The sequence below is a fragment of the Novosphingobium tardum genome, assembly GCF_042652045.1.
Lineage (GTDB): Bacteria > Pseudomonadota > Alphaproteobacteria > Sphingomonadales > Sphingomonadaceae > Novosphingobium > Novosphingobium tardum.
This window is the reverse complement of the sequence record NZ_JBHSDR010000006.1, coordinates 940,523-964,962: the sequence shown is the minus strand read 5'-3', so window position 1 is coordinate 964,962 and position 24,440 is coordinate 940,523. Positions and strand designations below refer to the sequence as shown.

Sequence of the window (24,440 nt, the reverse complement as noted above, 5' to 3'; positions counted from 1 at the left end):
TTATGCCACACGAGGTCGCGTTCGGGGGAGAAATCGTGCGCAACCTTATCATCGTTCCCGCCCTTGTGCTGCTGTTTACGGCGGCACCCGCCTGGGCCGAGATCGGCCGGATCAAGAGTCACGTCGGTGAAGTCCTGGTCGTGCGAAAGGGGGCTGCGGTGGCTGCGGCCCCGGGGCTCAAGCTTGAACAAGGTGATATCGTGAAGACCGGCAAGGACGGCCGGGTCGGCATCGCCTTTCTCGACAACACGCGGATGGCGCTGGGGCCGAGCAGCCGGATCACCCTCGACGAATTTTCCTACGACCGTTCCCGCCAGACCGGCAGCTTCGTCACCAGCGTCAATCGCGGTTCGCTTGGCGTCGTGTCGGGCAATATCGCGAAGTCCAAGCGGGATGCGATGCGGGTGCGCACGCCGACCTCGATGCTGGGGGTCCGTGGCACGAAATTCGTCGTTGAGGTCAAGGGAAGGGGCTCGGACAAGTGAGGCGCGCGCTCCCTGCGTCGGTGCTGGCCCTGGCAATGGCGATCGCAGGCTGCGCCACCGACAAGGTCACCTTGCTCGAGAACGAGCCCGGCCACGACACTGGCGCGGTTGCGGTGATCGGCAAGGGCGGGCGCGAAACGGTGGTCGACCGGGTCAACGCCCAGGCATCTCTGGGCAGCGGGTCCAGCCATGTCCGCGGTCTCAAGAAGCTCAAGCCCGCGTACGGTACGCTCCTTGGATCGCTGCCGCCTTCGGCAAAGGCCTTCGTCATCACTTTCCCGACGGGCAGTTCGGATATTCCGGCCGACCAGCGCGGCGTGCTCGAACAGATCCGCAACGAGCTTTCGACCCGACCCGGCGCGCAGATCGAAGTCGCGGGCTTCACCGATTCAACCGGCGGGGATGCGATCAACGACAAGATCTCGCTCGATCGCGCGCAGGAAGTTGCCGAACAATTGCGCAGCTTCGGCTTTCCTGTGGATCGCGAGGATGCGATTGGACGCGGCGAGGACGAGGCGAGGGCCAGGCTGGGTGACGAAGTCGCGAACGAAGGCTATCGCCGCGTCGAGGTCATCGTCCGCTAGATCGCGCGAAAGCGCACGGTGAGGATCGTCAGGTCGTCGTTCGGGTCGGTTCCAGTCTCGAACGCCCTGATCCGGTCGGCAAGATCGGCGGCGCGGCGGGTCGCGGGAATGTCGCCCTGACTACGCAAGGCTTCGATCACGCCATCGAGCCCCAGCATAGCTCCTTGCGCATCCTGGGCCTCGGTAGCGCCATCAGTGATGAGGATCAGCGTGTCGCCCGGCGCCAGCCGCACGCGTTCCTCGGGATAAGGAAAGTCGACCACGCAAAACGGCGGCCCGCCACGCATCCCAAGTGATTCCACGGCGCCCTGTTTGCGAACCACGACGGGGTTTTCGTGGCCGGCGTTGACGAGGGCCAGTTCGCCGTTCGTGCAATCGAGAATCCCGACGAGCATGGTGACGCCCATTTCCTCGTCGGCATCGGCCATCAACTCGCGGTTCAGGCCTGCCATGGCCTGCCCCAAATCGCCATCGGCCCTGCTCAGCACACTTTTCGAGACCGCTTTCGACAGCGCCATATAGAGAGCAGCCGGGACCCCCTTCCCGGTAACGTCCCCGATCACCAGCAGCAGCTTGTCCGGCGAGATCATCAGAGCGTCGTAGAAGTCGCCGCCGACCGACCTGGCGGGCCGCAATACCGCGCCAATTCCGACGCGCTGATCAAGCCGCCCGAGCCTGTCGGAGCTTGGCACCATCCCTTGCTGGATTCGCCGTGCCGCGTTCAACTCGCCGTCCTGCTGGGCCGCGGTGATGCGTTGTTCCACCAGCGCGGCGGCGAGCCGGGAGCGTTCTGCCCGGGCGAGCATGTAGAGGGTGATCCACATTGCGATCGCGGCGCTGAGGCCCACCAAGACCGGATTGATCGGATCGAACAGGATGTTGGCGCGGTCGAATGCCACGAAGGAGGCAAGAGGAAGGGCGATTGCCAGCGCAAGCGCCACCCCCAGCAGCCAGTATGACCTCCGCCCCCCGGCGCCGAGTATCAGAACGAGCAGCAAGAGGCCTGCCGCAACCTCCGCCCAGGGGACCCAGGGCGGGCGTGACAGCCAGCCGTTCGAAAGGATCGCGTCGACCGCCTGTGCCTGCACCATCACGCCGAAGATTTCGGTCTGCAGCGGTGTGGCGACGATGTCGGCCGTGCCTTCGGCACCCTGGCCGACGAGCACGATCTTGTCCGTGAATGTGCCGGGGCGAACCTTGCCGCCGAGAACTTCGGCGGCGGACGTGACCGCGGTACTTGGCAGGGCGCCCATCCGGAATGGAAGGTTCGCAGTGTCCTCGGCCTCGAGCGTGCGGCTGCCAATGGCGAGCTTGCGATCGTGCCAGTCGAGGCTTTTCGCACCCAGGCCGATCCGGGCAAGCTCGACGGCGAAACCGGGCATGGACCTGCCGCCGGCGATCATAGTGAGGGGTATGCGGCGCACGATGCCGTCGTTGTCGGGCGGGCCATTGACGAGGCCGTGACCCAGCGCAACGCCATCGATCTCGGGCAAACTCGCCAAGACCTGGGCGCGGCGAGCGGTCTGTGCCGGAGGCGTTCCCCGAATTTCGGGGTCGACCATCAAAGTTGCTGGATCGGCGCCATCGTGATCCGACGCGCTGCGCGCAAGGACCACCGGCGCCCGCCCGAACACATTCGCCAGAATGGCGTCCATTGTGGGGAGCGACGAAATTCTGGCGCGCGTCGCGGGATCGAGTTCCTGGGGATAAAGCCCGGCGAAATTGGCGGGGCTGAGCGCGTCGGGTTCCGCGAACACCATGTCGAAGCCGATTGCCTTGGGCTGCTGCGCGGTGATCGCCTCGGTCAGGCGCGCGATGTAGTAGCGCGGCCAGGGCCAAGGCCCCACCGCATCGAGGCTGAGCGAATCGATAAGGACGATCGCCACCTTGTCGCCGCTGATTTCGCGGGGGGCGAGCCGCTGCCATTCGTCGAACAGCGTGCGGCGGTGCCAGTCCGCGGTGGCGAGGCCGAGCAACGCGCCGACGAGGCCGCCGAGAATGACCGCCCAGCCCGCGACGCGGCGGGCGCGCGTTTCAGATGTCGACCGCGAGCCCGTCATAAGCACAAAGCACCTCGAGTGGCGCCTCGGCGCGGGTCAGTTCCTCGTAGCGGATCGTCTCGAGATGCATTCGCTCGATGTCGGCGTCGGAATAAGTCGGCTCGTGATGGAACAGGACCAGCCGCCGGGCCTTCGCTTCATGGCAAAGGTCGACCGCGACGATGTTCGACGAGTGGCCCCAGTCCTCTTTCATCGAAACGCTGTCTGCCAAACTGTACATCGTGTCGCAGACGACAAGGTCCGCATTGGCAAAGAACGAAACGACGTCAGCCTCCCCGTCCATCCGGTCGATCTTGTGCTCGCTGTCGGTTGAATAGATCGCGGATTTTCCGGTCTTGTCGGTGAAACGGAAACCGTAGCTGGCATGGCTGTGGTGTTGCTCGATGCACGATACGATTACCGCGCCGATGGTATAGTCGCGGGCTGGTTCCAAGGTACGGAATTCGATGTCCGCCCGCAGGTAGTCGAACGGCACCGGGAAGCTGATCTCCTCCTGCTGACGGCGCAGCGCTGCTTCGGCATCGGCATGTCCGGCATGGATCACGATCTTCGACCCCGGCGCAAATGCCGGAACGAAGAAAGGGAAGCCCATGATGTGGTCCCAGTGAAGGTGCGACAGGAAAAAGTGCCACTCGCGCGGGCGGCCCTCTGCGCAGCGGCGGAGGCTGTCGAGGCCGAGTTCGCGCAAACCCGAGCCCATGTCGCAGATGATGAACGCCCCTTCGCCGACATCGAGCTCGACGCAGCTTGTCGCGCCGCCATACGAATGCGCGCCGGCAAAGGGCATTTCGTGTTCGAGGAAGTTGCCCGCTTGCGCGACGGTGGCGAAGCGTCGCCCATCGGCCGCAACCAGTGCCGCGGCGATCTTGTCCCGGACTGCCTGGGCCTTGGGCGCCACGGGAAGTGAACCGCGGGTGCCCCAGAACCGGATCTGCATCGCCCCCTCCCGCGTTAGTCCGCGATAGCATCCTCTATCGTTTCGGTGACCGTGAAGACCAGATCGTACCGGCTGATCGCCAGGATTTCCCGCATCGTATCGTTGGGCCGCGCGAGCACCAGCGCCGACCCGCCATCAGCCCCGCGCCGCTGCGCCAGGGTAAGCGCACGAAGCCCGCGCGACGACATGTAGGCGATGCCCGCGAGATCGAGAACGAGCCTGCCCGCTCCGGCGCTGGCTGCCTCGGTCAGGCGTTCGGTAAATTCCGTTGCCGTGGATTCGTCGACCCGTCCGACTGGTGCGACGATACGGACGCCATCGCGCTCGTCGCTGCTCCAAGTGAGCGTTCCCTCGTTCATTGCACAGGGATATCCCTGACCGCGGCCAATGCCAAGCGGCGCTTGCCTTCCCCAATGGAGTTCGCGCCGATGCGCCTGCGTTTGCGTTTGGCCGGGTCACCCGCGTAAAGCGGTGGACATGACCAATCCCGCACCCGCCACGTCAGAAGAAGTCTCCAAGCCCGCGCATGCGCGCCGGCGCGGGGGCTCCGCTCCAGGGCGTCGTTACGACAGCGCGGGGATGCAGAACCGGCGCGCGCGCATCCTGGCCGAGGCGCAGGCCTTGCTCAGCGAAGTGGGCATCGAGGAGTTCACGATCGGCGAGCTGAGCAAGCGCGCGGGCGTGGCCCAGCGCACGCTCTACCGCAACCTGGGTTCGCGAGAAGACATCATGGCCCGCGCCATCGCCGCGCAGCATGATGGCCTGCTATCGACCATTCCCCCATTCAAGGCGCGATCGCTGGCCCAATGCCTCGACCGCGCGGCAACCGTCGCGCGCTTCGTGATCGCCTTGCGCGGCTACGCCACAGCGATGGTCACCGTGTTCTTTTCGGCAACGATCGACCGCCGTATCTTCGAGGAACTGCGCGGCATTCCTTTACGCGGATACGGCAACTTCTTCGAGGACGGGGTCGAGGCGGGGATCATCCGTCCGATGACAGAGGGAGAAAAGCTGCTGGCCGCGCAGCGCATGCCGCACCAATCGTACGGGCTGGTCAGCGACTGGGCTGCCGGACGCCTGACCGACGAGCAATTCGTCGAGCGGGCGCCGATCTCGTTCCTGCTTTCGATGCACCCCTTTCTGACGGACGAGGCAAGGGCCGAGGCGGACGCAATCCTATCGGCCCACGCCGAGCACGTCGCGGCAGAGCAATCGGCACTCGACGACGATTGAAAACTATCATGTCTGCTATTTTCTAGTTCGCGTTCGTCTGCTACCTCTCCCTTCGAGAGAGGGTGACGAGGCAAGAAAATGTCGCTCAAGAAAGTTCTGACGCCGATCGAGATCGGCGGGGTCACGATCCCGAACCGCGTCGTGCGCACCGCGCATGCCACGGGCCTGGGACCGATGAACGATGCGCTCATCGCCTATCATCGTGCGCGCGCCGTCGGCGGCGTGGGGCTGACCATCGTCGAGATCCTTTCGGTCCACCCCACCAGTCCCGCGTCGCTCAACGCGTTCGACCCGGCGATCGGCGATGGCTACGCCAGGCTGGTCGATGCGGTTCGTCCGCATGGCATGAAGCTGTTCCAGCAGATCTGGCACGCCGGTCACAACAGTTTGCCCATCGATGGTTCGCCGCCGTGGTCGTCTTCCGACGTGCCGAGCACGACCGTCGGCGTCGTTCCCCTGGCGATGACCAAGGGGATGATCGACGAGATCGTCGGCGCCTATGCCGACGCGGTGCGCAAGTGCGCCGCATGGGGCATGAACGGCGCGGAAATCCACTGTGCCCACGGTTACCTGCCGGCGCAGTTCCTGTCGGCCGCGATCAATCGCCGGGACGACGACTATGGCGGGTCGATCGACAATCGCGCGCGGTTCGCGATCGAGGTCCTGGCGGCATGCCGCGATGCCGTGCCGAAGGGATTCGCCCTTGGCGTGCGCGTCGCGCCTGACATGGTGACGGGCGGGGCCGGGATCGACGAAAACGGGCGGCTGGTCGAGCTTCTGGAAGCTCGCAGCCTGATCGATTTCGTCGATGTCTCGCTGGGCAACTACCAGACATTTCCCAAGATGATCGGCGGGATGCACGAGCCGGCGGGCTATGAATTGCCGACAAGCGAGCCGATCACGCGCCTGACCGGGCTGCCGACCATCGTGACCGGCCGCGTTCGCACGCTGGAAGAAGCCGATCAGATCATCCGCGATGGCGCGGCGGACCTCGTCGGAATGACCCGGGCGCACATCGCGGACCCGGCCATCGTCTCCAAGACCCTTGCCGGGCATCCGGAGCAGGTTCGGCCCTGCATCGCCTGCAACCAGGGATGCGTCGGCAATCTCCTTTCGCCCAAGCGTCGCATGGAATGCGTGGTCAATCCGGGGGCAGGGTTCGAGACGAGCGTTGGTGACGACCACCTTATTCCCGCCGTTCCGCGCCGCGTGCTCGTGGTTGGTGGCGGCCCGGCGGGGATGGAAGCGGCACGCGTCGCGGCGCTACGCGGCCACCAGGTCACGCTGGCCGAGGCCGAGCCTGAACTGGGCGGAGCGCTGAAGCTCGCCGCCCGCGCGCCCAAGCGCCACGGCTTTGGCGATCTGCTCGTGTGGCTCGAACAGGAAGTATTCCGGCTCGGTGTCGAGGTGCGGCTGTCGACATATATCGAGGCGGACGAAATCGTGGCCGAAGGGTTCGACGCCGTCATCGTGGCAACCGGTGCGCAGCCCCGGATGGACGGGCGCGTGATCTCTGCTCCCGGACTACCGATCCAAGGGGTCGATGGCCGGAATGTCATTTCGACCCACGATCTGTTCCGCAGCCCGGCCAGCTACAATCCCGCCCGCGCCGTCGTGATCGACGACCTGGGCCACTACGAGGGGATTGCCGCCGCCGAGCAACTTACAAGCTCCGGAGCGGCCGTTGCCTGCATAAGCCGACATCCCTCATTCGCGCCCCTCGTCGAATCCGCGCTGATGGTCGAACCCGCGCTCGAGCGGCTTGCGCTCGCCGAATTCGAGCAATTGGCTCGCCACCGCGCGGTGCGGATCGAGCGTGACGCGGTCATCGCAGCGCCCGTCTACATGCCCGCAGGATCGGGCGAACGGCGCATTCCGGCCGATCTGGTGGTCGTTGTCACCGCCAACCGGCCCGACCGCAGTCTCGCCCAATCGCTTGCGGGCAAGGTCGAGGTCACGATGGCGGGGGACGCGCGATCCCCGCGGTTCCTCCAGCAGGTGATCCGCGAAGGTCATCTCGCCGGCGCGACGATCTAGGGAGACGAAAGATGACGCTCGACGAGCTGGCCGCGCACGAGGCGATACGTCAGGTGCTGTACCGTTACTGCCGCGGCGTTGACCGCGGTGATGCAGCCATGATTTCCGCGGTCTATCATCCCGATGCCATTGACTACCACGGCGCGTGGTCGGGCCTTGGGCGGGAGTTCGGCGACTACCTCGTCCCCTCGATGGACGGGGCGGCTGGCGCCGGGCAGCACCATATCACCAACGTCCTGATCGAGCTGGATGGCGCCAGCGCAGCAGTCGAAAGCTATTTCATCGCATTTCACCCGCAGCCCGCGCAGGAGCATGAGGCGCGACACATCCTGGTCGCCGGGCGCTATCTCGACCGGTTCGAGCAGCGCGACGGAGCCTGGTTGATCGCGGAACGTCATGTCGTGATTGACGTCAGTCGTCCGATGGCGCCTGAGGTGGCGGACTGGATCGGCGCAGCGAGCTTTCCGGCGGGGGCACGGCGCGGCGACGATCCGTCCGCTTCGCTCTTCCGGAAGACAACCCGATGACGCGCGCGGTCCACCTGGCGCGCCAGCCCGGCACGCATATCGCGCCCGACGATTTCGAGGTTCGCGACGTTGTCCTTCCCGCGGTGCAGTCAGGCCAGGCAAGGGTGCGCAACCTGTTCGTCTCGCTCGATCCCTACATGCGACTGCCACTGACCGCGCGCGCCGGGCTGCACCCGGCCAAGGGTCCGGGCGACCTGCTTGGCGGCGCTGCGGTGGGCGTGGTCGAGGAATCTGCCGATCCCGCGCTTGTGGCGGGAACCCTCGTCGTCAGCCAGTCCGGCTGGACCGAAGGCTTCGTAGCGCCCGTCGCGAGCTTGCGCGCGCTGCCCGCGGACACTCCGCATCCGAGCTGGCATCTGGGCGTTCTGGGGCTCACCGGGATCACAGCTTGGCTCGGCGTGGAACGCGTATTGAAGCCGGTGCGAGGCGAAACAGTCTATGTTTCGGGCGCAGCGGGCGCGGTGGGTTCTATTGCTTGCGGCCTTGCCCGCCGACGCGGAGCGACCGTGATCGGAACCGCGGGGACCGACGCCAAATGCCGCTTGCTAATCGACGAGATCGGGTGCGCTACGGCGGGCAATTATCATCGCGAGCCGGTCTCCGCGTTCCTTGCGCGAGCCGCGCCTGACGGGGTCGACGCGAGCTTCGACAACGTCGGGGGTGCAACGCTGGACGCCATTCTCGGCGCGACGAGGCCGGGCGGCAGAATCGGAGCCTGCGGCGCGATCTCGCTTTACGAGAGCGACGACTATCGCGGCGGGCCGGCCGACTTCTTTCGCGTGATCGAACAGGGCCTGACCATCACTGGCTTCAATGCCGGGCAGGCAGGCGACGACGCGCCCGCGATCGTCTCGGAACTGCAGCAGATGGCCGCCGCGGGCGATATCCTCGTCCGTGAAACAGTCGTCGAAGGAATAGCCGCTGTGCCTGCCGCCTTCGCATCGCTCTTCACGGGCGAGACGACAGGCAAGCTCATCGCGCGGCTGGGATGACGGGAAAAGCGGCCGGCAGATGCGCGGCATCACGGAGAGAACGGGCATGACCTACCAACGGCTAACCGCCGACGACCTGATCGACCGCGCCGAAATCGTGGACACGGTCCATCGCTATGCCTCGGGCATCGATCGCTGCGACTGGACCATGTACCGCTCGATCTTCGCAGACGAGGTCCTGTTCGACTTTTCGAGCTGGTCCGGCGCGCCTGCCGCACCGATGGCGGCGGATGACTGGGTCGCGCGGGTCGGCGGCACCTTGTCGCTGTTTGATTCAACCCAGCACCTGCTCAGCAATCACCGCATCACCCTGGACGGGGATGCCGCGCAGTGCGTCACCTACATGATCGCTCTGCATCATCTGGTGACCGGCGACGTGCGCGAGATGCACGCCATCGGCGGCTTCTACACCAACCGGCTGAAGCTCACGGACGAAGGCTGGCGGATCGTCGCCTGCACGCTCACCGTGACCTGGGAAATGGGTGACCGGGGGCTGTTCCAGCGCGCCGCCGATCGCGGACGGCGCCGCCCCGCCGGAAAAGCCTGAACGAAAGGTACGTCATGGATATCAAGGGGAAGACCGCGCTGATCACTGGCGCGGCAGCAGGGATCGGGCGTGCGACGGCCATCGCCTTCGCCGAACGCGGCGCGACACGGCTTTTGATCGCCGATGTCGATGAGGCGGGCCTGGCCGAGACTGCACGGCTCGCGGCGGGGGACGGCACGCGGGTCGACGTCTGCAAGCTGGACGTGACCGATTCCGATGCCTTTGCCGCGTTGTTCGACGGCGATGCCTCAATCGACATCGTATTCAACAATGCGGGGATCGTTTCCGGGCCGCCGCCCTATCCCGGAACGCCGATCAAGCGGATCGAACTGCTAGTTGCGATCAACCTGACAAGCGTTATCGTCGGCACCACGCTCGCGGTGCGGCACATGCAGGCGCACGGGCGCGGCGGGGCGATCGTCAACACTGCCTCTACTGGTGCGCTCAATCCCTACATCGACGATGCGCCATATGCGGCATCCAAGGCCGGCGTGGTGATGTTCTCGCGCAGCTGCGGCGCGCTGAAGGATCGCGACGGAATCCGCGTCAATGCGGTCCTGCCCGGGGTCACCGAGACACCCATTCTGGAAAAGCTCGGAGGCGGGGAGCGGCCCGAGTGGCTTGGGCCGATCATGGAAGGCATCCGCATCCACCAGCCGTCAGACATCGCGGCCGCCGTCGTCCGGATCGTCGAGGACGACGAAATGGCCGGCGATTACGTCACGCTGTCCAACGACCGCGCCGCAAGCTGATGGCGCGCGTCCTGATCCTGGGGGCACGCGGCTTCGTGGGCTCGGCTGTGGCCCGCGCCCTGGCCGCAGAGGGGCACCAGATCTCGGGTCTTGCGCGGTCCGACGAAGCGGCAGAGGCGCTGCGGCAAGCGAGGATCGCACCGGTGGCTGGCGACATGGACCGGCTCGAACAAGTCGCCGCGCAAGTGGGAGCGCACGACGCCACGGTCTTCGCGCCGACCGTCCCCTTCGCGGACGAGTGGCGGATAGCCGAAGCGCTGATCGAACCGCTGATCGGCAGCGATCGCCCTTTCATCTTCACCTCCGGCACCGCAGTCCTTTCGCACGAGGCGCATGACGGTCATTGGAACGAGGCAACCTATGCCGAGGACGACCCGTTCAGTCCGCCCGAATGGATCGCAATGCGGGTCGAGACCGAGAATCGGGTGCGCGCAATGGCCGAGCGCGGTGTCCGCGCGATGGTGGTGCGGCCTCCGCTGATCTGGGGACACGGCGGCAGCAAGCAGATCCCGGCCATTTTCGATTCAATCGCGACGACCGGGGCCGCCTGCTATCTCGGCGCCGGGCTTAACCTCTATTCCAACGTCCACGTCGATGATCTTGCGGCGGTCTATCGCCTGGCGATCGAGCGCGGCACGGCCGGCGCGCTCTACCATGCGGTAGCCGGTGAGGCGAATTTCCGCGCGCTGGCCGAAGCGGCTGCGGTCGCCATGGACTGTGGAACGCGCTCGATCGACATCGACGAGGCCCGAAAGGTCTGGGGAGACTTCGTGGGACCGCTGTTCTTCGGCGTGAACAGCAGATCGCGCGCGGTGCGGACGCGAGCCGAACTGGGCTGGGTGCCGCAGCACCTCGATGTCGCCGAGGATGTGCGACGCGGCTCGTACCGCGCCCGCTTTCGTCAGGATTAGGCGCTCCACGCCCACCGAAAACTCACGGTTAACGCGGCGCGACGGCTTTGAAGTCGGAGCGGAACGAGCGTGCTTCTCTGTTGTGCGACACCGTCGTTGAACACGCATTTTTAAAATTGACATGCATGCGCAAAACATGAAAGTTATCATGCAGTAGCAAATTCAAACCGACAAAAGCTGCTTTGGGATGGGAGAGGAAGATGGCGAAGTACGCCGGTTCGCGCGCGTCGACGCGTGCTTTTATGATGTCCGTTGCCGCGGCGGCGCTGATCACACCAGCCGGTGCGGCCTTTGCCCAGGAACAGGCTCCGGACCAGTCATCACCACCCGAAGCCACGAGTGACCACGCTATCGTCGTGACCGCCCGCCTGCGTGAGGAATCTCTGCTCGAAGTGCCGGTCGCGGTGACCGCGCTGAGCAAATCCGACCTCGAGCGCTACGGCGCCGCGTCGCTCAACGCGATCGCCCAGCAGACCCCGAACATCATCATCAACAAGTCCTCGTCCGGCGGCGGCGGTCAGATTACGCTGCGCGGCATCAGCACAGCCGCGGGTCAGGCCGGGTTCGACCAGGCGGTGTCGGTCAATATCGACGGCATCCAGACCAGCCGCGGCCGCGTCATCACGCAAGGATTCTTCGATCTCCAACAGGTCGAGGTGCTGAAGGGGCCGCAAGCGCTGTTCTTCGGGCGCAACAGCCCTGCCGGCGTGATTTCGCTTACCAGCGCGGGCCCGACGAACGCGTTCGAAGGCTATGTCCGCGCCGGCTATGAATTCAACGCCGACGAAGCCTACGGCGAAGCTGCCGTATCCGGGCCGCTCAGCGATACGTTTGGCTTGCGGCTGGCGCTGCGTGCGCGCAACCTGAAGGGCTGGATGCGTAACCAGTCGGTGGCGCAGCCGACGCCCTTCAACACGCCGGGCGCCAGCGACAGGCGCGCGGGCGAGCGCGAGATCATTGGGCGGGTCACTGCGAAGTGGCAACCGACCGATAACTTCACGGCGACGCTCAAGATTCTCGGCAGCGACTACAACGACGATGGTCCGTCGGCGGGCAACATCCAGATCATCTCGTGCGGATCGGCGCTGCTTCCCGAAGTCACGTTCAGCGGCAACCGTTTCAGCGATCCGACGGGCGACTGCCGCCGCGATTCGCGCAATTCCAGCGGCGACCAGCGCGCCGTGGTGGCTGCCAACTGGCCCGTCGCCGCCGAAAACGGGGGCGTCAATTTCGGGCGCTACAGGTCATTCACGGGATCGCTGAACCTCGACTGGCGCTTTGACAATCTGCGCGTAACCTCGGTGACCGGGCTGTTCGCAACGCGCGCCGCCTCGCTCGACAGCTATGATGGCGTCACTTACGCGCAGATCGCCGCGGCGGAGCGGGATCGCTACCGCCAGCTCAGCCAGGAGCTGCGCATTCAGTCCGACTTCGACGGTCCGATCAACTTCATGGTCGGCGGCTTCTACAGCGACGTTAACCACCACTTCTTCAACGCCTCGCGGATCGCACCCGTGCCCGTCGACGCCGCGACCGGCAAATACCATAGCTGGGAGAAGCCGAGCCAGTCGCTGGGTGAAACCTATTCGCTGTTCGGGCAGGTCCGTTACACCATCGGCGACGTCGAGATTGCCGGCGGTGCGCGTTACACGCACGAAAAGAAGGACTCGCGGATCGAGAACACTTACGTCCACCCGCTGTTGCGGGCGGCGCTGTCGTTGCGGCGGTTCGATGACCATTTCCGCGACAACAATGTCTCGCCCGAAGCGACAATCGCGTGGCACCCGGCTCCCGACACCACGATCTACGCCGCCTACAAGACCGGCTACAAGTCGGGCGGTCTCGGGCTAAGCGCAGTGCTCACGACCGCGATCACCAGCGTCGAGACGATCAATTACGACCCGGAGCGGGTGAAGGGCTTCGAGCTGGGAGCAAAGGGCGAGTTTCTCGACCGCAAGCTTCGCGCGGAACTGACCGTCTATCGCTATCGCTTCGCCGATCTTCAGGTGAATTCGTTCGATCCGGCGACCGCATCGTTCACGATCCAGAATGCGGCCAGCTTGAAGCAGTTCGGCGTCGAGGGGCAGGTCGTGGTTCGGCCGACCGACGAGCTCCAGCTGCGTGGATCGCTTTCCTACAACCGCAACCGCTTCGGCCAGTATATCGGTCAATGCTACGCGCAGCAGACCGCGGCACAAGGTTGCACGCCGCTGGGTCAGAGCTTTGCCGGACGCGCGCCGGCACGTTCGCCCGATTGGTCGGGAAGCGCAGGTGCAACCTACACGGTCAACCTCGGCAGCGCGAAGCTGGGACTGACCGGAGACGCTTTCTACACCGACGGCTATTTCGGAGCAGAGACCCAGTCGCCCGGTTCGTACCAGCCTTCGTTCTGGCGCTTCGACGCCAGTGCACGGGTCCAGTTCGACGATAACCGCTATGAGCTTGCGCTGATTGGCCGAAACCTGTCGAATGAACGCTACGTGCTGTCGTCGAGCGACAAGCCCGGCACGTCGACCGGCCAGCAATACGGCACGATCTCGCGTCCCCGCGAGATCATTCTGCAGGCAACCACGCGGTTCTGATCCAATGGCCTATACCCACGTCCTTACTCCGATCCGGCTTGGCCCCGTAGAGGTCAAGAACCGTGTCGTGCGCACCGCGCATACGACGATGATCGGGGGCGGGACGGTGAACGACGCGCTGATCGACTATCACCAAAGGCGCGCGATCGGGGGTGTAGGACTGTCGGTGATCGAGGCGATGGCGGTCCACCCTTCGTCGGTAGCAACGCTCAACGCCTTCGATCCTCGACTGCAGGACGCCTATCCTCCGCTGGTCGAGAGGATGCGCCCGCACGGCATGAAAGTGTTCCAGCAGCTCTTTCATGCCGGACATAACGGCCAGTCAGCGGACGGTGGCCCGCCCTGGGCGCCGTCAGATATCCCGGGCTGGGCCAACGGCGCGCCGCCGCTGGCGATGTCGAAGGGAATGATCGACGAAGTCGTCGAAAGCTACGCCAATGCGGCGCGGATGTGCGCTGACTGGGGGCTGGACGGCGTTGAGGTCCACTGCGCGCACGGCTTCCTGATCCAGCAGTTCCTCTCCACCTATGCCAACGATCGCGAAGACGACTACGGCGGCCCGATCGAGAATCGTGCGCGCTTCATGCTCGAAGTGCTGCGCGCGGTTCGTGGGGCTCTTCCCGGCTCGATGGCACTTGGCATCAGGGTCGCGCCTGATTTGATGCCGGGTGGGGTCGGCATCGACGACAACTTGTGGGCGGCGCAGGCCGCGGCCAAGGAAGGCCTCGCCGATTACGTGAGCATCTCGTCCGCCACGTTTCAAACCTTCCCTAAGATGATCGGCGGCATGCATGAGCGAGCCGGGTTCGAGCTGGAAACGAGCGCGCCCATCACCACCAAACTGGAATTGCCGACCATCGTGATCGGCCGTTTCCGCACGCTGGAGGAGGCCGACCAAGTCATCCGTGCAGGCGAGGGCGACATGGTCGGCATGGTGCGCGCGACGATCGCCGATCCCGATCTCGTCGCCAAGTCGCAGCGCGGCGAGCCTCAATCGGTGCGTCCGTGCATCGCCTGCAACCAGGGCTGCATAGGACAACTTCTCGGTGCGCCTGGCCGGATGGGCTGCGCGGTGAACCCCGCAGTGGGTTTCGAGGCGACATTGTCCGACGAAGACGCGCTTCCTGTCATCGAACCGCATAAGGTTCTGGTCGTGGGCGGTGGGCCCGCGGGCATGGAGGCCGCGCGGGTCGCGGCGCGGCGCGGACACCATGTCGTGCTGGCAGAGGCAGCCCCGCGGCTTGGCGGAACGATTTCACTCGCGGCACGCGCCCCGACGCGTGCCGGACTGCGCGACATCACGGAATGGCTGGAACAGGAAGTCTATCGGCTGGGCGTGGAAGTGCGGCTTTCGACCTACATGGATGCCGATGACATTGCCGCGGAGCAGGCGGACACCGTTATCCTGGCCACGGGTGCATCGCCGCGCATGGACGGTGTGCAACTATCCAATCCGGGCGAGGCGATCACCGGCATGGACCTGCCACACGTGCTGTCGTCCACCGACCTGCTGGCTGCGCCCGATCGCGATTTCGGCAAGCACGCCGTCGTGATCGACGACCTTGGTCATTACGAGGCTGTGGGGGCGGCCGAATTCCTCGCCGCGCGCGGCGCGACGGTAACGTACCTAACCCGTCACACAGCCTTTGCGCCGCTGATGGAGCCGGCGCTGATGAACGAGCCGGCGCTGCGACGGATGGACGGGGCGATCGATGTTCACCTTCGCACCCGCGCCATCGCGATCGACCGTGAGAGCGTCCTCGCCGGACCGACCTACTTGCCCGCGCAATCGAACGCATCGCGCCGTTTCCGCGCGGATACCGTGGTCTTCGTCTCGCACAATCGTCCCAATCGCGACCTTGCCGAAGCGCTCGTCGCGCGGGGGATCGAGGCGCGGAGCATAGGGGACGCAAACACGCCCCGATACCTGCCCGCTGCGATCCGCGAAGGGCGCATTGCCGGGCTTGCCGCATGATAATTCAATCGGAAAAATCGCTATGAGCACGACCAAGACCCATCCCGTCGAAGGCATGATGGAGATCGACTTCAACTCTCCGGAGTTCCAGCGCGACTTCAAGGAAATCTACGCCCGCATGCACGCGTCGGGTTGTCCGTTCGCGCACTCGACTCCCGGTGATCACTACGCGATCGGGTCGTACAAGGAACTGACCGGCGCGCTCCTGCAACCGCAGCTGTGGCGCAGCAAGTTTGGACCGGGCCTGCCCTATCAGCCCGAGGACACGCCCGGCGTGCTCGTCAGCGTCGATCCGCCCGAACACACGGTCGAGGCTCGGATCGCGGGCAAGGTCTTCTCAAAGGCCTATTTCGATTCGTTTGAGCCGCGCATCGCGAAGTTCCTCGACGAGCGGATCGACGCTTTCTTCGCGCGCGGCAAATGCGACATCCACGCCGAACTTTCGATCCCGTTACCTCTCTTCGTCATCTTCGAGATGTTCGGCATCCCCCTCGAGGGACGCGCAGAGATCTTCCGCAAGGAGTTGAAGGACAGCGTCGGCTTCATGCTCATGCCCGCCGACATGCGCGGCGGGAAGGTGCAGACCGACTTCACCCGCGAGAGCGAGCGCATGATCGTTGCCCATGTCGAGGACTGCGAACGCAAGCTGGCGTCCGGAGAGATGGGACCCGAGGACAATCTGGTCACCAAGTTCATGACCACCGAGGTGAACGGCGAGCGCCTGAGCCGCGAGAAGATCCTCGGCTTCTGCCGATTCCTGCTGGTGGCGGGAAGCGCGACGACAACGATCCTGTTGTCGAACGTGCTTCACCGCCTGCTGAGCGAACCGGAACAGTTCCGCATGATCATCGAGGATCCGTCACTGATCCCGATCGCGATCGAGGAGGCACTGCGCGTCGACGCACCGGTCCAGGGGCTTTTCCGAACCAACGACGAAGAGACGGACCTGGGACCCGTGCACCTGGAGCGGGACACCAAGGTCATGATGCTGTGGGCCGCGGCGAACCTCGACCCTGAGATGTTCGAGGATCCCGAGCGCTACGACATCACCCGCAAGCCCAGCGTTATCCGCAAGCACGTGGCATTCGGGCATGGCATCCACGTCTGCCGCGGCGCGCCGCTGGCCCGGATGGAGGCAAAGCTGTTTCTCGAAACGCTGATCCGCCGCCTGCCCAATATGCGCATTGCTGGCGAGGTGAAGCCGGAACTAGCGATGCCAGTGCTCCAGGGCATCGCCGAATTCCCGCTCGCTTGGGACGTGTGATCCTCCGGGTGATCGCCCTTCCAGCCAAGGAGAATTGCCAGTGACCGAGATGAGCCGCGCGACCGATGCGGAAATAGATTCGCTGTTCGCCCCGCTCGCGGTTGGCAATATCACGGTGCGCAACAGGATCGCGATGGCGCCCTGCACGCGGCAGCGGTCGTACTTGGACGGAACGCCGACCGCGTCCGTGGCGGAATATTACCGCCAGCGCGCAAGTGCCGGCCTGATCATTTCAGAAGGCATCTACCCCGCAGAGATGGGGAAGGGCTACCTGTTCTCCCCCGGTCTGTGTTCAGCCGATCACGTGGAGGGATGGCGCGCGGTGACCGATGCCGTCCACTCCGAGGGCGGCGCGATCTTCGGGCAGATCATGCATGTCGGGCGTCTTTCCGATCCCCTCATGCTGCCCGCCCATGCCGATCCCATCGCACCGTCCGCGGTGCAGCCGGACCCGCTGGCGCGGCACTACACCGTCAACTGCCCCCGCGCGAAGCGCCCCTATCCCACGCCGCGGGCGTTGACGGCCAAAGAGGTAAGCGAGGTGGTCGAGGACTATCGCCGCTCCGCCATTCTGGCGCGCGACGCCGGGTTCGACGGCGTCGAAATACACGGGGCCAGCGGCTATCTGCCGATGCAGTTCATGTCGACCAACACCAACGTGCGCACCGATGTCTATGGCGGGAGCGTCGAAAACCGCGCGCGCTTTCTCCTGGAGTGTGTCGACGCGATGATCGATGCGACCGACAACGGTTTCGTGGCGGTCAAGGTCGGTCCGGGCTGGGAATTTCACAACGTGTTCGACGTCGATCCCGTAGCGACTTACAGCCACGTCGTATCCGAGTTGTCGAAGCGCAGGATCGCGTTCCTGGAAGTGGGTGACTACGGTCAGAAATGGGACGTGCATGGCACCCTGCGCCCGCTGTTCGACGGGCCTTACATGGGGGTAGCCGGCTTTACCCGGTCGACCGCGGCGCGCGCCGTGTCATCCGGGCAGATCGACATGGCGGCGTTCGGGCAGAACTATCTTGCCAACCCGGATCTTGCCGAGCGCTACCGCAACGGCTGGCCGCTCAACCGGCCGGACCCGGCGACATATTATACGCAGGGCGATGCGGGTTACACCGACTACCCCGCATACAATCCGGAGTCCGGCGACGGTCTGGTGGACGTGGAATCGCCGCCTACCCGCTCGCGGCTCGCGACTGACGCAAATCCGGCGATCGAGAGAAGGACGAAGATGGGCAAGCTTTCGGGCAAGGTCGCGCTGGTGACGGGCGGCAGTGCGGGAATAGGCCTGGGGATCGCCCAGCGTCTGGCGCAAGACGGCGCGCAAGTCGTGATCATGGGACGGCGAAAGCCGGTGGTAGATGAGGCCGTTGCCCAGATCGGACACGACGCTGTCGGCATCGCGGGCGACGTTACCGTGATGGCCGACCTCGACCGCGTCTTCGCGCAGATCAAGGAGCAATTCGGCGGGCTCGACGCACTGGTGCTCAATGCCGGCGGCGTGGGCGCGGGACCGCTTGAAACGTGCACCGAGGAAGCCTTCGACGAGCTTGTGAGCCTCAACATGCGAAGCATCTTCTTCGCTACGCAGAAGGCCCTGCCGCTCCTGCGCGATCCGTCGAATGTCGTCCTGATCGGATCGGTTGCGGACCAGATCGTCGTGCCGGGCGGATCGGTCTATTCGGCCACCAAAGCGGCAGTTCGCGCATTCGCGCGCTGCTGGGGCGAGGACCTCGCCCCGCGCGGCATCCGCGTTCATCTGCTGGGGCCGGGGTACACCGAAACCCCGCTGTTCGAGCGGATCACAGCAACCGACGCCGGACGCGAGCGGTTCGACGAGTGGGTGGCGCAGCGAACTTCGCTGAAGCGGCGCGGGCGGCCCGAGGAGATTGGCGCAGTCGCGTCGTTCCTTTGTTCCGACGACTCATCCTACATGACCGGCGGCGCGATCTATGTCGGCGGCGGCGCGGAGAACTGGTGAGCGCGGGAGCAGGGCGATGAAAGCCGAGACGATCTTCAGCCAGATCCGTTACGAGGAAAGCCGCGACGACGCCCCACCGGGCTTCCCGTCGTTGCCCGAGGTGCCCGGCGGGCGCTATACCGATCCCGCCTTCTTCGCCCTCGAGGTCGAGCGCGTCTTTCGGCCTGCATGGCATCTGGCGGGGCATGTCGCCGACCTTCCCGAGCCCCGCAGCTACTTCATCTTTGACAAGCTGCTCGGCAAGCCGATCCTCGTCGTCCGCGACCGTGAGGGCGAGGTGCGGGCCTTTTACAACACCTGCCGCCACCGCGGCGCGCCGATCGTCAAGGATGCGGCCGGGCGATGCAACCTGCTGCGCTGCCAATACCATAGTTGGGCCTACGACTTCGATGGCCGGCTGCTGTCGGTCCCCGACGCCCACGACTTTCCCGGACTGGACAAGGCGGACCGCGGCCTGATTCAATTGCGCTGTGAGACGTTCGAAGGGCTCATCTTCGTGAACGAAGATCCCAAGGCGATCCCGCTCGTCGAATGGCTTGGCCCCTTGGCCGAGGAATGGCGGACGGCCGATCTGCGTGCGCTGGTGCCGGACTATCGCTGGTCGCGCGTGATCGGCTGCAACTGGAAATGTGCGCTCGACGCCTTCCAGGAAGTCTATCACATCAAGACCCTGCACCCGACGACCGTCGGCGCGGCGCTCGATCATCACGCGACCGCGATTTCCCTTCTGCCGAATGGGCACAGCCGCATGTGCGTGCGCTATGCCCACGGGGATTGCGAGACGCGGCCCGATGGCGGCTGGAGCGATCGTTCCGTCTACGAGCAGACCAGCGTGGCGCACACGATGTGGCCCGCGCTGAACGTGCCGTGGCGGATCGGCTCGGGCAAGTTCATGATGTTCTGGCCGCGCGGTGTGGACCAATGCGAAGTTCAGATCATCGGCGTCGGCATGCCGTGGGGCGAGGGTCCGCTTCCGGCAGCGCGCCAGGCCGGGAACGACCAGTTCGACAGCATCCTCATGGAAGACGTCGAGAACCTGGAGGCAATCCAGGCCTCATTGGAGAGCGGGGCGTTTACCGGAATGATTCTCGGCTACCAGGAGCGCCGCCTGTACTGGTCCCACGAGCAGATCGATCGCGCCATCGGCATCGATCGTCTGGAGAAAGACCTGCGGGTCGAACAGCTCCTGTCACCCCTCGTGGAATCCCCGGCGTAGGGGAATCGCCGGTTCTTTGGAGAGCTAGAATGCGTTGGCGAAGATTGCCGAACTGACAGTCGGCGCGCCGGGGCCCCCGGCAAGCAGGCACGTACGCGCACCGGCAACTGGATTTGGCGATTCGCCCCGCAACTGGCGCACTGCCTCGATCGGCAGGCCGATGCCGTGGATGAAGCCTTGCGCGAGATTGCCTCCCGCGGTGTTGACGGGGAGCTTGCCGCCATCGCTGATCAGGTTCTCGAAGCGCAGGATCTCCGCGGCGTTTTCGTACGTGCAGAAACCATGGTCGATCAGGGACATGATGCCTTGCGCGTCGAAGTTCTCGTAGAGCTGGACGACGTCGATGTCGGCGGGCGTCAGGCCCGTGTCGCGATAGAGTCGCCCCGCCACGAAGCGAAAGCCGGCGGTGGCGTAAAGCTCGGTGTCATCGTTTTCCAGCAGGTCGCCCCAGCCGGCCTCGGCCCCTTGCGTGCAGCCCAGCAGATACACGGGAGGTTTGGCCAGGTCGCCGGCTACATCGGCGGCGACCATCAGCAAGGCCCCAGCGCCGTCGTTCTCGCGCGAGCAATCGAACAGTCGGAATGGTTCGGCAATCAGGCGCGATGAGTGGAGCAAGGCCGGATCGAACTGCTGGCCGAACGCGACCGCTTCGGGATTTCGGCTGCCGTGAAAATAGGATGCGCGGACGAGATCCTCGACGATCCTGCGCGGAACGCCGTGATGCTCGAACAGCCGGTTGGCGCGGATCGCGCATACCTGCGCCGGCGACACGACCCCGGCGGCAAGCATGTGATCGTTGAGATGATGCGCCATGACCGCGGCGGAAAGCCGGCCGCTTGCTCCTTCCACCAGTGCGCGGAAGATCACCACCGCCTTGGCCTGCCCCGAAAGGATTGCCGCGGCGGCCACGCCGAAGGCCCCGGCGATGCCGCCGCCGCCGCCGCCCCACACGGAAGCCGACCAGCGCAGTTCGCGCGTTCCCAACTCCGGCATCAGGCGGACAGGCTCGTTGTGGTCGTCGCCGTACGAGACGAAGCCATCGACATCGGCGGGATCCAAGCCGGCCTCGCCACATGCATCGAGGATGGCCTCGACCAGAACGCTTCGCTCCGGCAGGGGGGATGCGCCGCGCTTGTACTGGCGCAGGCCGACGCCGGCGATCGCCGTCGTGCCGAACAGCGGGTTCATGGCCGGCTCCAGATGATCGTGGGAATGCTGTCGTCGCCGACGACAGTTGTGGCGAAACGGCCGCTCAGCGCCTCACCGATCACGGGGTTGATCCGGTCGGGATCGTCGAGCCGGCCGAGCAGCCGCACACCGCAATCGTGGATTTCGGCAAGGACGGTCGTGAATGGAAGGTCGAGCGCCTCGGTAAGAACGAAGCGATGCCAGGTTCGGGTCCATGAAAAGACGGTGGCCCTGGCTTCGCGCTCGAGCCAGCGGACGGCGGTGCTGCCGCAGTGGCCGCAGCGGTGCCCGGCGGGCCACATCCAGCGATCGCAGCCCTCGCAGCGCGGGAGCACAAGCCGGCCTTCCGCCAGCGCGGTCCAGTAGGGCGCGTCCGCGCCATCGAAACGGTTCATCCGATCAGACGTCCCATTCGATGGGCAGCTTCTCGAGCGCCATGACGGTGCCGGTGCGGAACGGGCGTTCGGCCCCTTCGACGATGTGGAAGCGCGGTACCTGGCGCACCCATTCTTCCACCAGCACGCGAATCTCGGCACGGCCGAGGACGTGGCCGATGCACAAGTGCGGCCCGGTGGAGAAAGTCATGTGCGCGACCTTCTTGCGATCGATGTCGAGCGCGTGGGGATTTTCGAACTTGCGGTCGTCGCGGCTCGCTACCGGCAGCAGGTTGAGAACCATGTCGCCCGTCCGGAATGGCACCCCGAGCAGGTCCTTGTCCTTGACCACTAGACGGGGCGAATTGACCACGCCGAAAGCGCGAACCGCTTCGTCGGCGAACGCGGTCGACAGGCCCGCGGGGTCGGCCGCAAGCCGGGCCTGAAGTTCGGGCATCTGGGCGAGTTGCTGGAAGGCGAAGCCAGTCACGTTGGTAACCGTGTCCATCCCGCCCAGGAACAGGACGAAGCTCATCGCGAGGATTTCATCGTCGTTCATCGTGCGGCCGTCTTCGATTTCGGCGTGCACGAAATGGCTCATCAGCTTGTCGTCGGGGCGCGCGCGCTTCACGTCGACGAGCTCTTTCATGATGCCCAGGATCGTCGCGCTCAAGCGGCCCATCTCCTCGGCATCGTTCTGCACTTCGAAGAACCGCTCGGCGAGGTGGCGGAACTCCTGCAGCCGCGAGAGGTCCATGCCCATCAGTTCCATGAAGATGCTGACGGGATAGACCTTGGCGACGTCGGCCATGAAGTCGCAGCCGCCCTTGGGCGCCACTTCGGCCACGATGGTCTGTGCCCAATGGCGCAGGCGCGGCTCAAGCGCCTTGATCGCGGTAGGCCCGAACATTGGCGCCATCGCCCGGCGATACTTGAGATTGTCGGGCGGATCGAGGCTGAGCGGAATGAAGAACGGGGGGTTTTCGACCCTCGGGATCTGCATCTCGCGCACCGAAAAGTGCTCCGGATCGCTCGCGACGGCGGCGATCGCGTCGAAGCGCTTCACCAGCCAGTGGCCGCCGTTGGCCGGCGACCAGAAGATGTCGGGCGCGTCGGCGATCGCCTCGGCATAGCTGCGCTGAACGTCGCTCGAGACGCGTTCGTCGGCGTAGATGTCGAAATTGTAGACCAGGTGAGGCGGCACGTGATCAGGGATCGTGCGGTCGATCTGGGCTTGGGCGTTCATCGGCCGGTCTCCTTCAGCGGACGCGGGGAAGGTGCTTGTGCGCGTCGGCGTACCGTTCACGGACGGCGGGCTTGGATAGCTTGCCGGTCGCCAGCCGCGGCAGCGGCTCGCGCGAGTAGGCGACGTAGCGCGGCACCTTGTAGTTCGCGAGGTTGGCGTCGCAGTGTCGGATGAGCGCGGCGACGTCGATCTCGTCGGGACCGTGGATGACAGCCAACGGCGTTTCGCCGAACTTGGTGTCGGGCGCGGCTATCACGAGCGCCTCCACGATGCCGGGAAACTCGGTCACGACGCCTTCGACTTCGGCGGCCGAGATATTGAGCCCGCCCGAGATGATGAGGTCCTTCAGCCTGTCGACGAAGGTCAGCATGCCATCTTCGTCCAGCATCCCCAGGTCGCCCGAATGGAGCCAGCCGTCGCGGATGGCTCGCGCCGTCTCTTCGGGATTGCGCCAGTAGCCCTGCATCATCGCGGGGGACCGCATCACGATTTCGCCGGTCTCGCCCGGTGAGCAATCGCTGCCGTCGGGCCGCACGACGCGCAAGTCCATGAACACTCCGCCCCAGCCGCACTTCTCCGGCGCGGCGAGCGCGAGATGCTCGGGCATCATGGTCGCGTTGCCGCCGACTTCGGTCTGGCCGTAGATCTGGCGGATGACGATGCCCTTGGCCTTGTAAGCGTCGAGCAGCTGCCGGCTGACGCGCGAGCCACCGGCGGTGGCCAGGCGAAGCGAACTGAGATCCGCATCGGGGAATTCGGGCAAGGCGGCGATGAATTCGAAGAATGCCGGGACCGCGCCGAAGCAGGTAATGCGCTCCTGCTCGATCAGCCGCAGCGCCTTCAGCGGATCGAACTGGGGCACCATGTAAATCGTGCAGCCTTGAGTGGTGTAGTGCATCAACTGCACGAACCCTGCCGAGGTATTGAGCGGCGCAAGGCTCATTACTCGCGATCCCGCGGCCGACGTCGTCTCCTCGATTGCCCAGTTTGCGGCATAGGCCGTCATCGAGCGGTTGGTGAACACCACGCCCTTGGGCTTGGCGGTCGATCCCGAAGTCGCGATGATCACCACGGGCGCATCGGGCGCCGGATCGTGCGCGCAGATGGCAGGGGCACCCGTCCTCAGGGCGAGGATGAGGTCCATTGCGCGCGGCGAGATGCCAGTCGCGGCCACGTTCTCGCGGAACTCCTCCGCCGCAAAGGCGAAGCGCGGTTCGGTGGTCTCGAACAATTCGGCGATTTCACGAGTGGTATAGCGGAAATTGACCGGGTTCACGATCCCGCCGGCGCGGATCGTGCCAAGGATCAAGGCTACATAGGCAAGGCTGTTGGTCGCGCAGATCGCAACGCGGTCACCGGGCTCCAGCCCATCGGCGATCAGCATCTGGGCGACCCGACGCGACCAGTCGCGATATTCGCTGTAGGTGATGGCATCTTCGCCGAGGACGACAGCCGGCTGGTCCGGCCGCATCCGCGCCCACCAGTCAATCGCCGCTGGCAAAGTCTGCGCCATTCCACTCCTCTCGGCATCGTATCGCGCAAT

At 65.2% G+C, this 24,440-nt stretch carries 21 protein-coding genes; 14 read left to right on the top strand and 7 right to left on the bottom strand.

Annotated features, from left to right (window positions below; translation table 11 throughout):
* The first annotated feature begins 2 nt into the window (after positions 1–2).
* Both ACFO0A_RS12600 and ACFO0A_RS12595 read left to right on the top strand, forming a co-directional pair.
* Complete coding sequence (locus ACFO0A_RS12600) at positions 3–485, top strand: FecR family protein (RefSeq protein ID WP_379539359.1); 483 nt, start codon at positions 3–5, stop codon at positions 483–485.
* On the top strand, positions 482–1,069 hold the full coding sequence (locus tag ACFO0A_RS12595) for an OmpA family protein (RefSeq protein WP_379539358.1): 588 nt from the start codon (positions 482–484) through the stop codon (positions 1,067–1,069). The genes ACFO0A_RS12600 and ACFO0A_RS12595 overlap by 4 nt, the downstream gene beginning before the upstream one ends.
* Here the strand turns inward: ACFO0A_RS12595 and ACFO0A_RS12590 are convergent.
* Genes ACFO0A_RS12590 through ACFO0A_RS12580 form a run of 3 tightly spaced genes read right to left on the bottom strand, consistent with a single transcriptional unit; the run spans position 1,066 to position 4,425 of the window.
* Positions 1,066–3,129, bottom strand: coding sequence for a CHASE2 domain-containing protein (locus ACFO0A_RS12590; protein WP_379539357.1), 2,064 nt, complete (start codon positions 3,127–3,129; stop codon positions 1,066–1,068). The genes ACFO0A_RS12595 and ACFO0A_RS12590 overlap by 4 nt on opposite strands.
* Entirely contained in the window at positions 3,104–4,066 is a 963-nt protein-coding gene (locus ACFO0A_RS12585) for an MBL fold metallo-hydrolase (protein WP_379539356.1), read from the bottom strand. Before ACFO0A_RS12585 ends, ACFO0A_RS12590 begins: the two co-directional genes overlap by 26 nt.
* Positions 4,067–4,080: 14 nt before the next feature.
* Entirely contained in the window at positions 4,081–4,425 is a 345-nt protein-coding gene (locus ACFO0A_RS12580) for an STAS domain-containing protein (RefSeq protein WP_379539355.1), read from the bottom strand.
* A gap of 118 nt (positions 4,426–4,543) precedes the next feature.
* On the opposite strand from ACFO0A_RS12580, the gene ACFO0A_RS12575 reads away from it, so the two are divergent.
* The 12 genes from ACFO0A_RS12575 to ACFO0A_RS12520 all read left to right on the top strand — a co-directional run bounded on the left by ACFO0A_RS12575 (position 4,544) and on the right by ACFO0A_RS12520 (position 20,089).
* A complete protein-coding gene (locus ACFO0A_RS12575; RefSeq protein WP_379539354.1) occupies positions 4,544–5,299 on the top strand; it encodes a TetR/AcrR family transcriptional regulator in 756 nt (251 codons plus the stop codon).
* A 78-nt stretch (positions 5,300–5,377) separates the two neighbouring features.
* A complete protein-coding gene (locus ACFO0A_RS12570; RefSeq protein WP_379539353.1) occupies positions 5,378–7,336 on the top strand; it encodes an oxidoreductase in 1,959 nt (652 codons plus the stop codon).
* Positions 7,337–7,347: 11 nt separating this feature from the next.
* On the top strand, positions 7,348–7,863 hold the full coding sequence (locus ACFO0A_RS12565) for a nuclear transport factor 2 family protein (protein ID WP_379539352.1): 516 nt from the start codon (positions 7,348–7,350) through the stop codon (positions 7,861–7,863).
* Positions 7,860–8,855, top strand: coding sequence for a zinc-binding dehydrogenase (locus ACFO0A_RS12560; protein ID WP_379539351.1), 996 nt, complete (start codon positions 7,860–7,862; stop codon positions 8,853–8,855). Before ACFO0A_RS12565 ends, ACFO0A_RS12560 begins: the two co-directional genes overlap by 4 nt.
* Positions 8,856–8,901: 46 nt before the next feature.
* Positions 8,902–9,402: a nuclear transport factor 2 family protein gene (locus ACFO0A_RS12555; protein WP_379539350.1), complete on the top strand. Its 501-nt coding sequence runs from the start codon at positions 8,902–8,904 to the stop codon at positions 9,400–9,402.
* Between the two features lie 14 nt (positions 9,403–9,416).
* Positions 9,417–10,154 carry an SDR family NAD(P)-dependent oxidoreductase gene (locus ACFO0A_RS12550; protein WP_379539349.1) on the top strand — a complete coding sequence of 246 codons (738 nt, stop codon included), beginning with the start codon at positions 9,417–9,419 and terminating at the stop codon, positions 10,152–10,154.
* On the top strand, positions 10,154–11,065 hold the full coding sequence (locus ACFO0A_RS12545; RefSeq protein ID WP_379539348.1) for an NAD-dependent epimerase/dehydratase family protein: 912 nt from the start codon (positions 10,154–10,156) through the stop codon (positions 11,063–11,065). The genes ACFO0A_RS12550 and ACFO0A_RS12545 overlap by 1 nt, the downstream gene beginning before the upstream one ends.
* Positions 11,066–11,265: 200 nt before the next feature.
* Positions 11,266–13,647, top strand: coding sequence for a TonB-dependent receptor (locus ACFO0A_RS12540; RefSeq protein WP_379539347.1), 2,382 nt, complete (start codon positions 11,266–11,268; stop codon positions 13,645–13,647).
* A gap of 4 nt (positions 13,648–13,651) precedes the next feature.
* Positions 13,652–15,622 (top strand): oxidoreductase, encoded by a 1,971-nt coding sequence (locus tag ACFO0A_RS12535; protein ID WP_379539346.1) that lies wholly within the window; start codon positions 13,652–13,654, stop codon positions 15,620–15,622.
* A 22-nt stretch (positions 15,623–15,644) separates the two neighbouring features.
* Positions 15,645–16,886 carry a cytochrome P450 gene (locus ACFO0A_RS12530; RefSeq protein ID WP_379539345.1) on the top strand — a complete coding sequence of 414 codons (1,242 nt, stop codon included), beginning with the start codon at positions 15,645–15,647 and terminating at the stop codon, positions 16,884–16,886.
* Between the two features lie 49 nt (positions 16,887–16,935).
* Positions 16,936–18,873 carry an SDR family oxidoreductase gene (locus ACFO0A_RS12525; RefSeq protein ID WP_379539657.1) on the top strand — a complete coding sequence of 646 codons (1,938 nt, stop codon included), beginning with the start codon at positions 16,936–16,938 and terminating at the stop codon, positions 18,871–18,873.
* 16 nt (positions 18,874–18,889) lie between these two features.
* Complete coding sequence (locus tag ACFO0A_RS12520; protein WP_379539344.1) at positions 18,890–20,089, top strand: aromatic ring-hydroxylating oxygenase subunit alpha; 1,200 nt, start codon at positions 18,890–18,892, stop codon at positions 20,087–20,089.
* 24 nt (positions 20,090–20,113) lie between these two features.
* On the opposite strand, the gene ACFO0A_RS12515 is transcribed toward ACFO0A_RS12520, so the two are convergent.
* From ACFO0A_RS12515 to ACFO0A_RS12500, 4 genes are read right to left on the bottom strand one after another with little or no spacing between them, the layout of a single operon-like run.
* On the bottom strand, positions 20,114–21,277 hold the full coding sequence (locus tag ACFO0A_RS12515; protein WP_379539343.1) for a thiolase C-terminal domain-containing protein: 1,164 nt from the start codon (positions 21,275–21,277) through the stop codon (positions 20,114–20,116).
* Positions 21,274–21,672: a Zn-ribbon domain-containing OB-fold protein gene (locus ACFO0A_RS12510; protein WP_379539342.1), complete on the bottom strand. Its 399-nt coding sequence runs from the start codon at positions 21,670–21,672 to the stop codon at positions 21,274–21,276. Before ACFO0A_RS12510 ends, ACFO0A_RS12515 begins: the two co-directional genes overlap by 4 nt.
* Before the next feature lie 4 nt (positions 21,673–21,676).
* The gene (locus ACFO0A_RS12505) at positions 21,677–22,897 is read right to left on the bottom strand and encodes a cytochrome P450 (protein ID WP_379539341.1); all 1,221 of its coding nucleotides are present in this window, start codon (positions 22,895–22,897) and stop codon (positions 21,677–21,679) included.
* A 13-nt stretch (positions 22,898–22,910) separates the two neighbouring features.
* Positions 22,911–24,410, bottom strand: coding sequence for a class I adenylate-forming enzyme family protein (locus ACFO0A_RS12500; RefSeq protein WP_379539340.1), 1,500 nt, complete (start codon positions 24,408–24,410; stop codon positions 22,911–22,913).
* Positions 24,411–24,440: the final 30 nt, after the last annotated feature.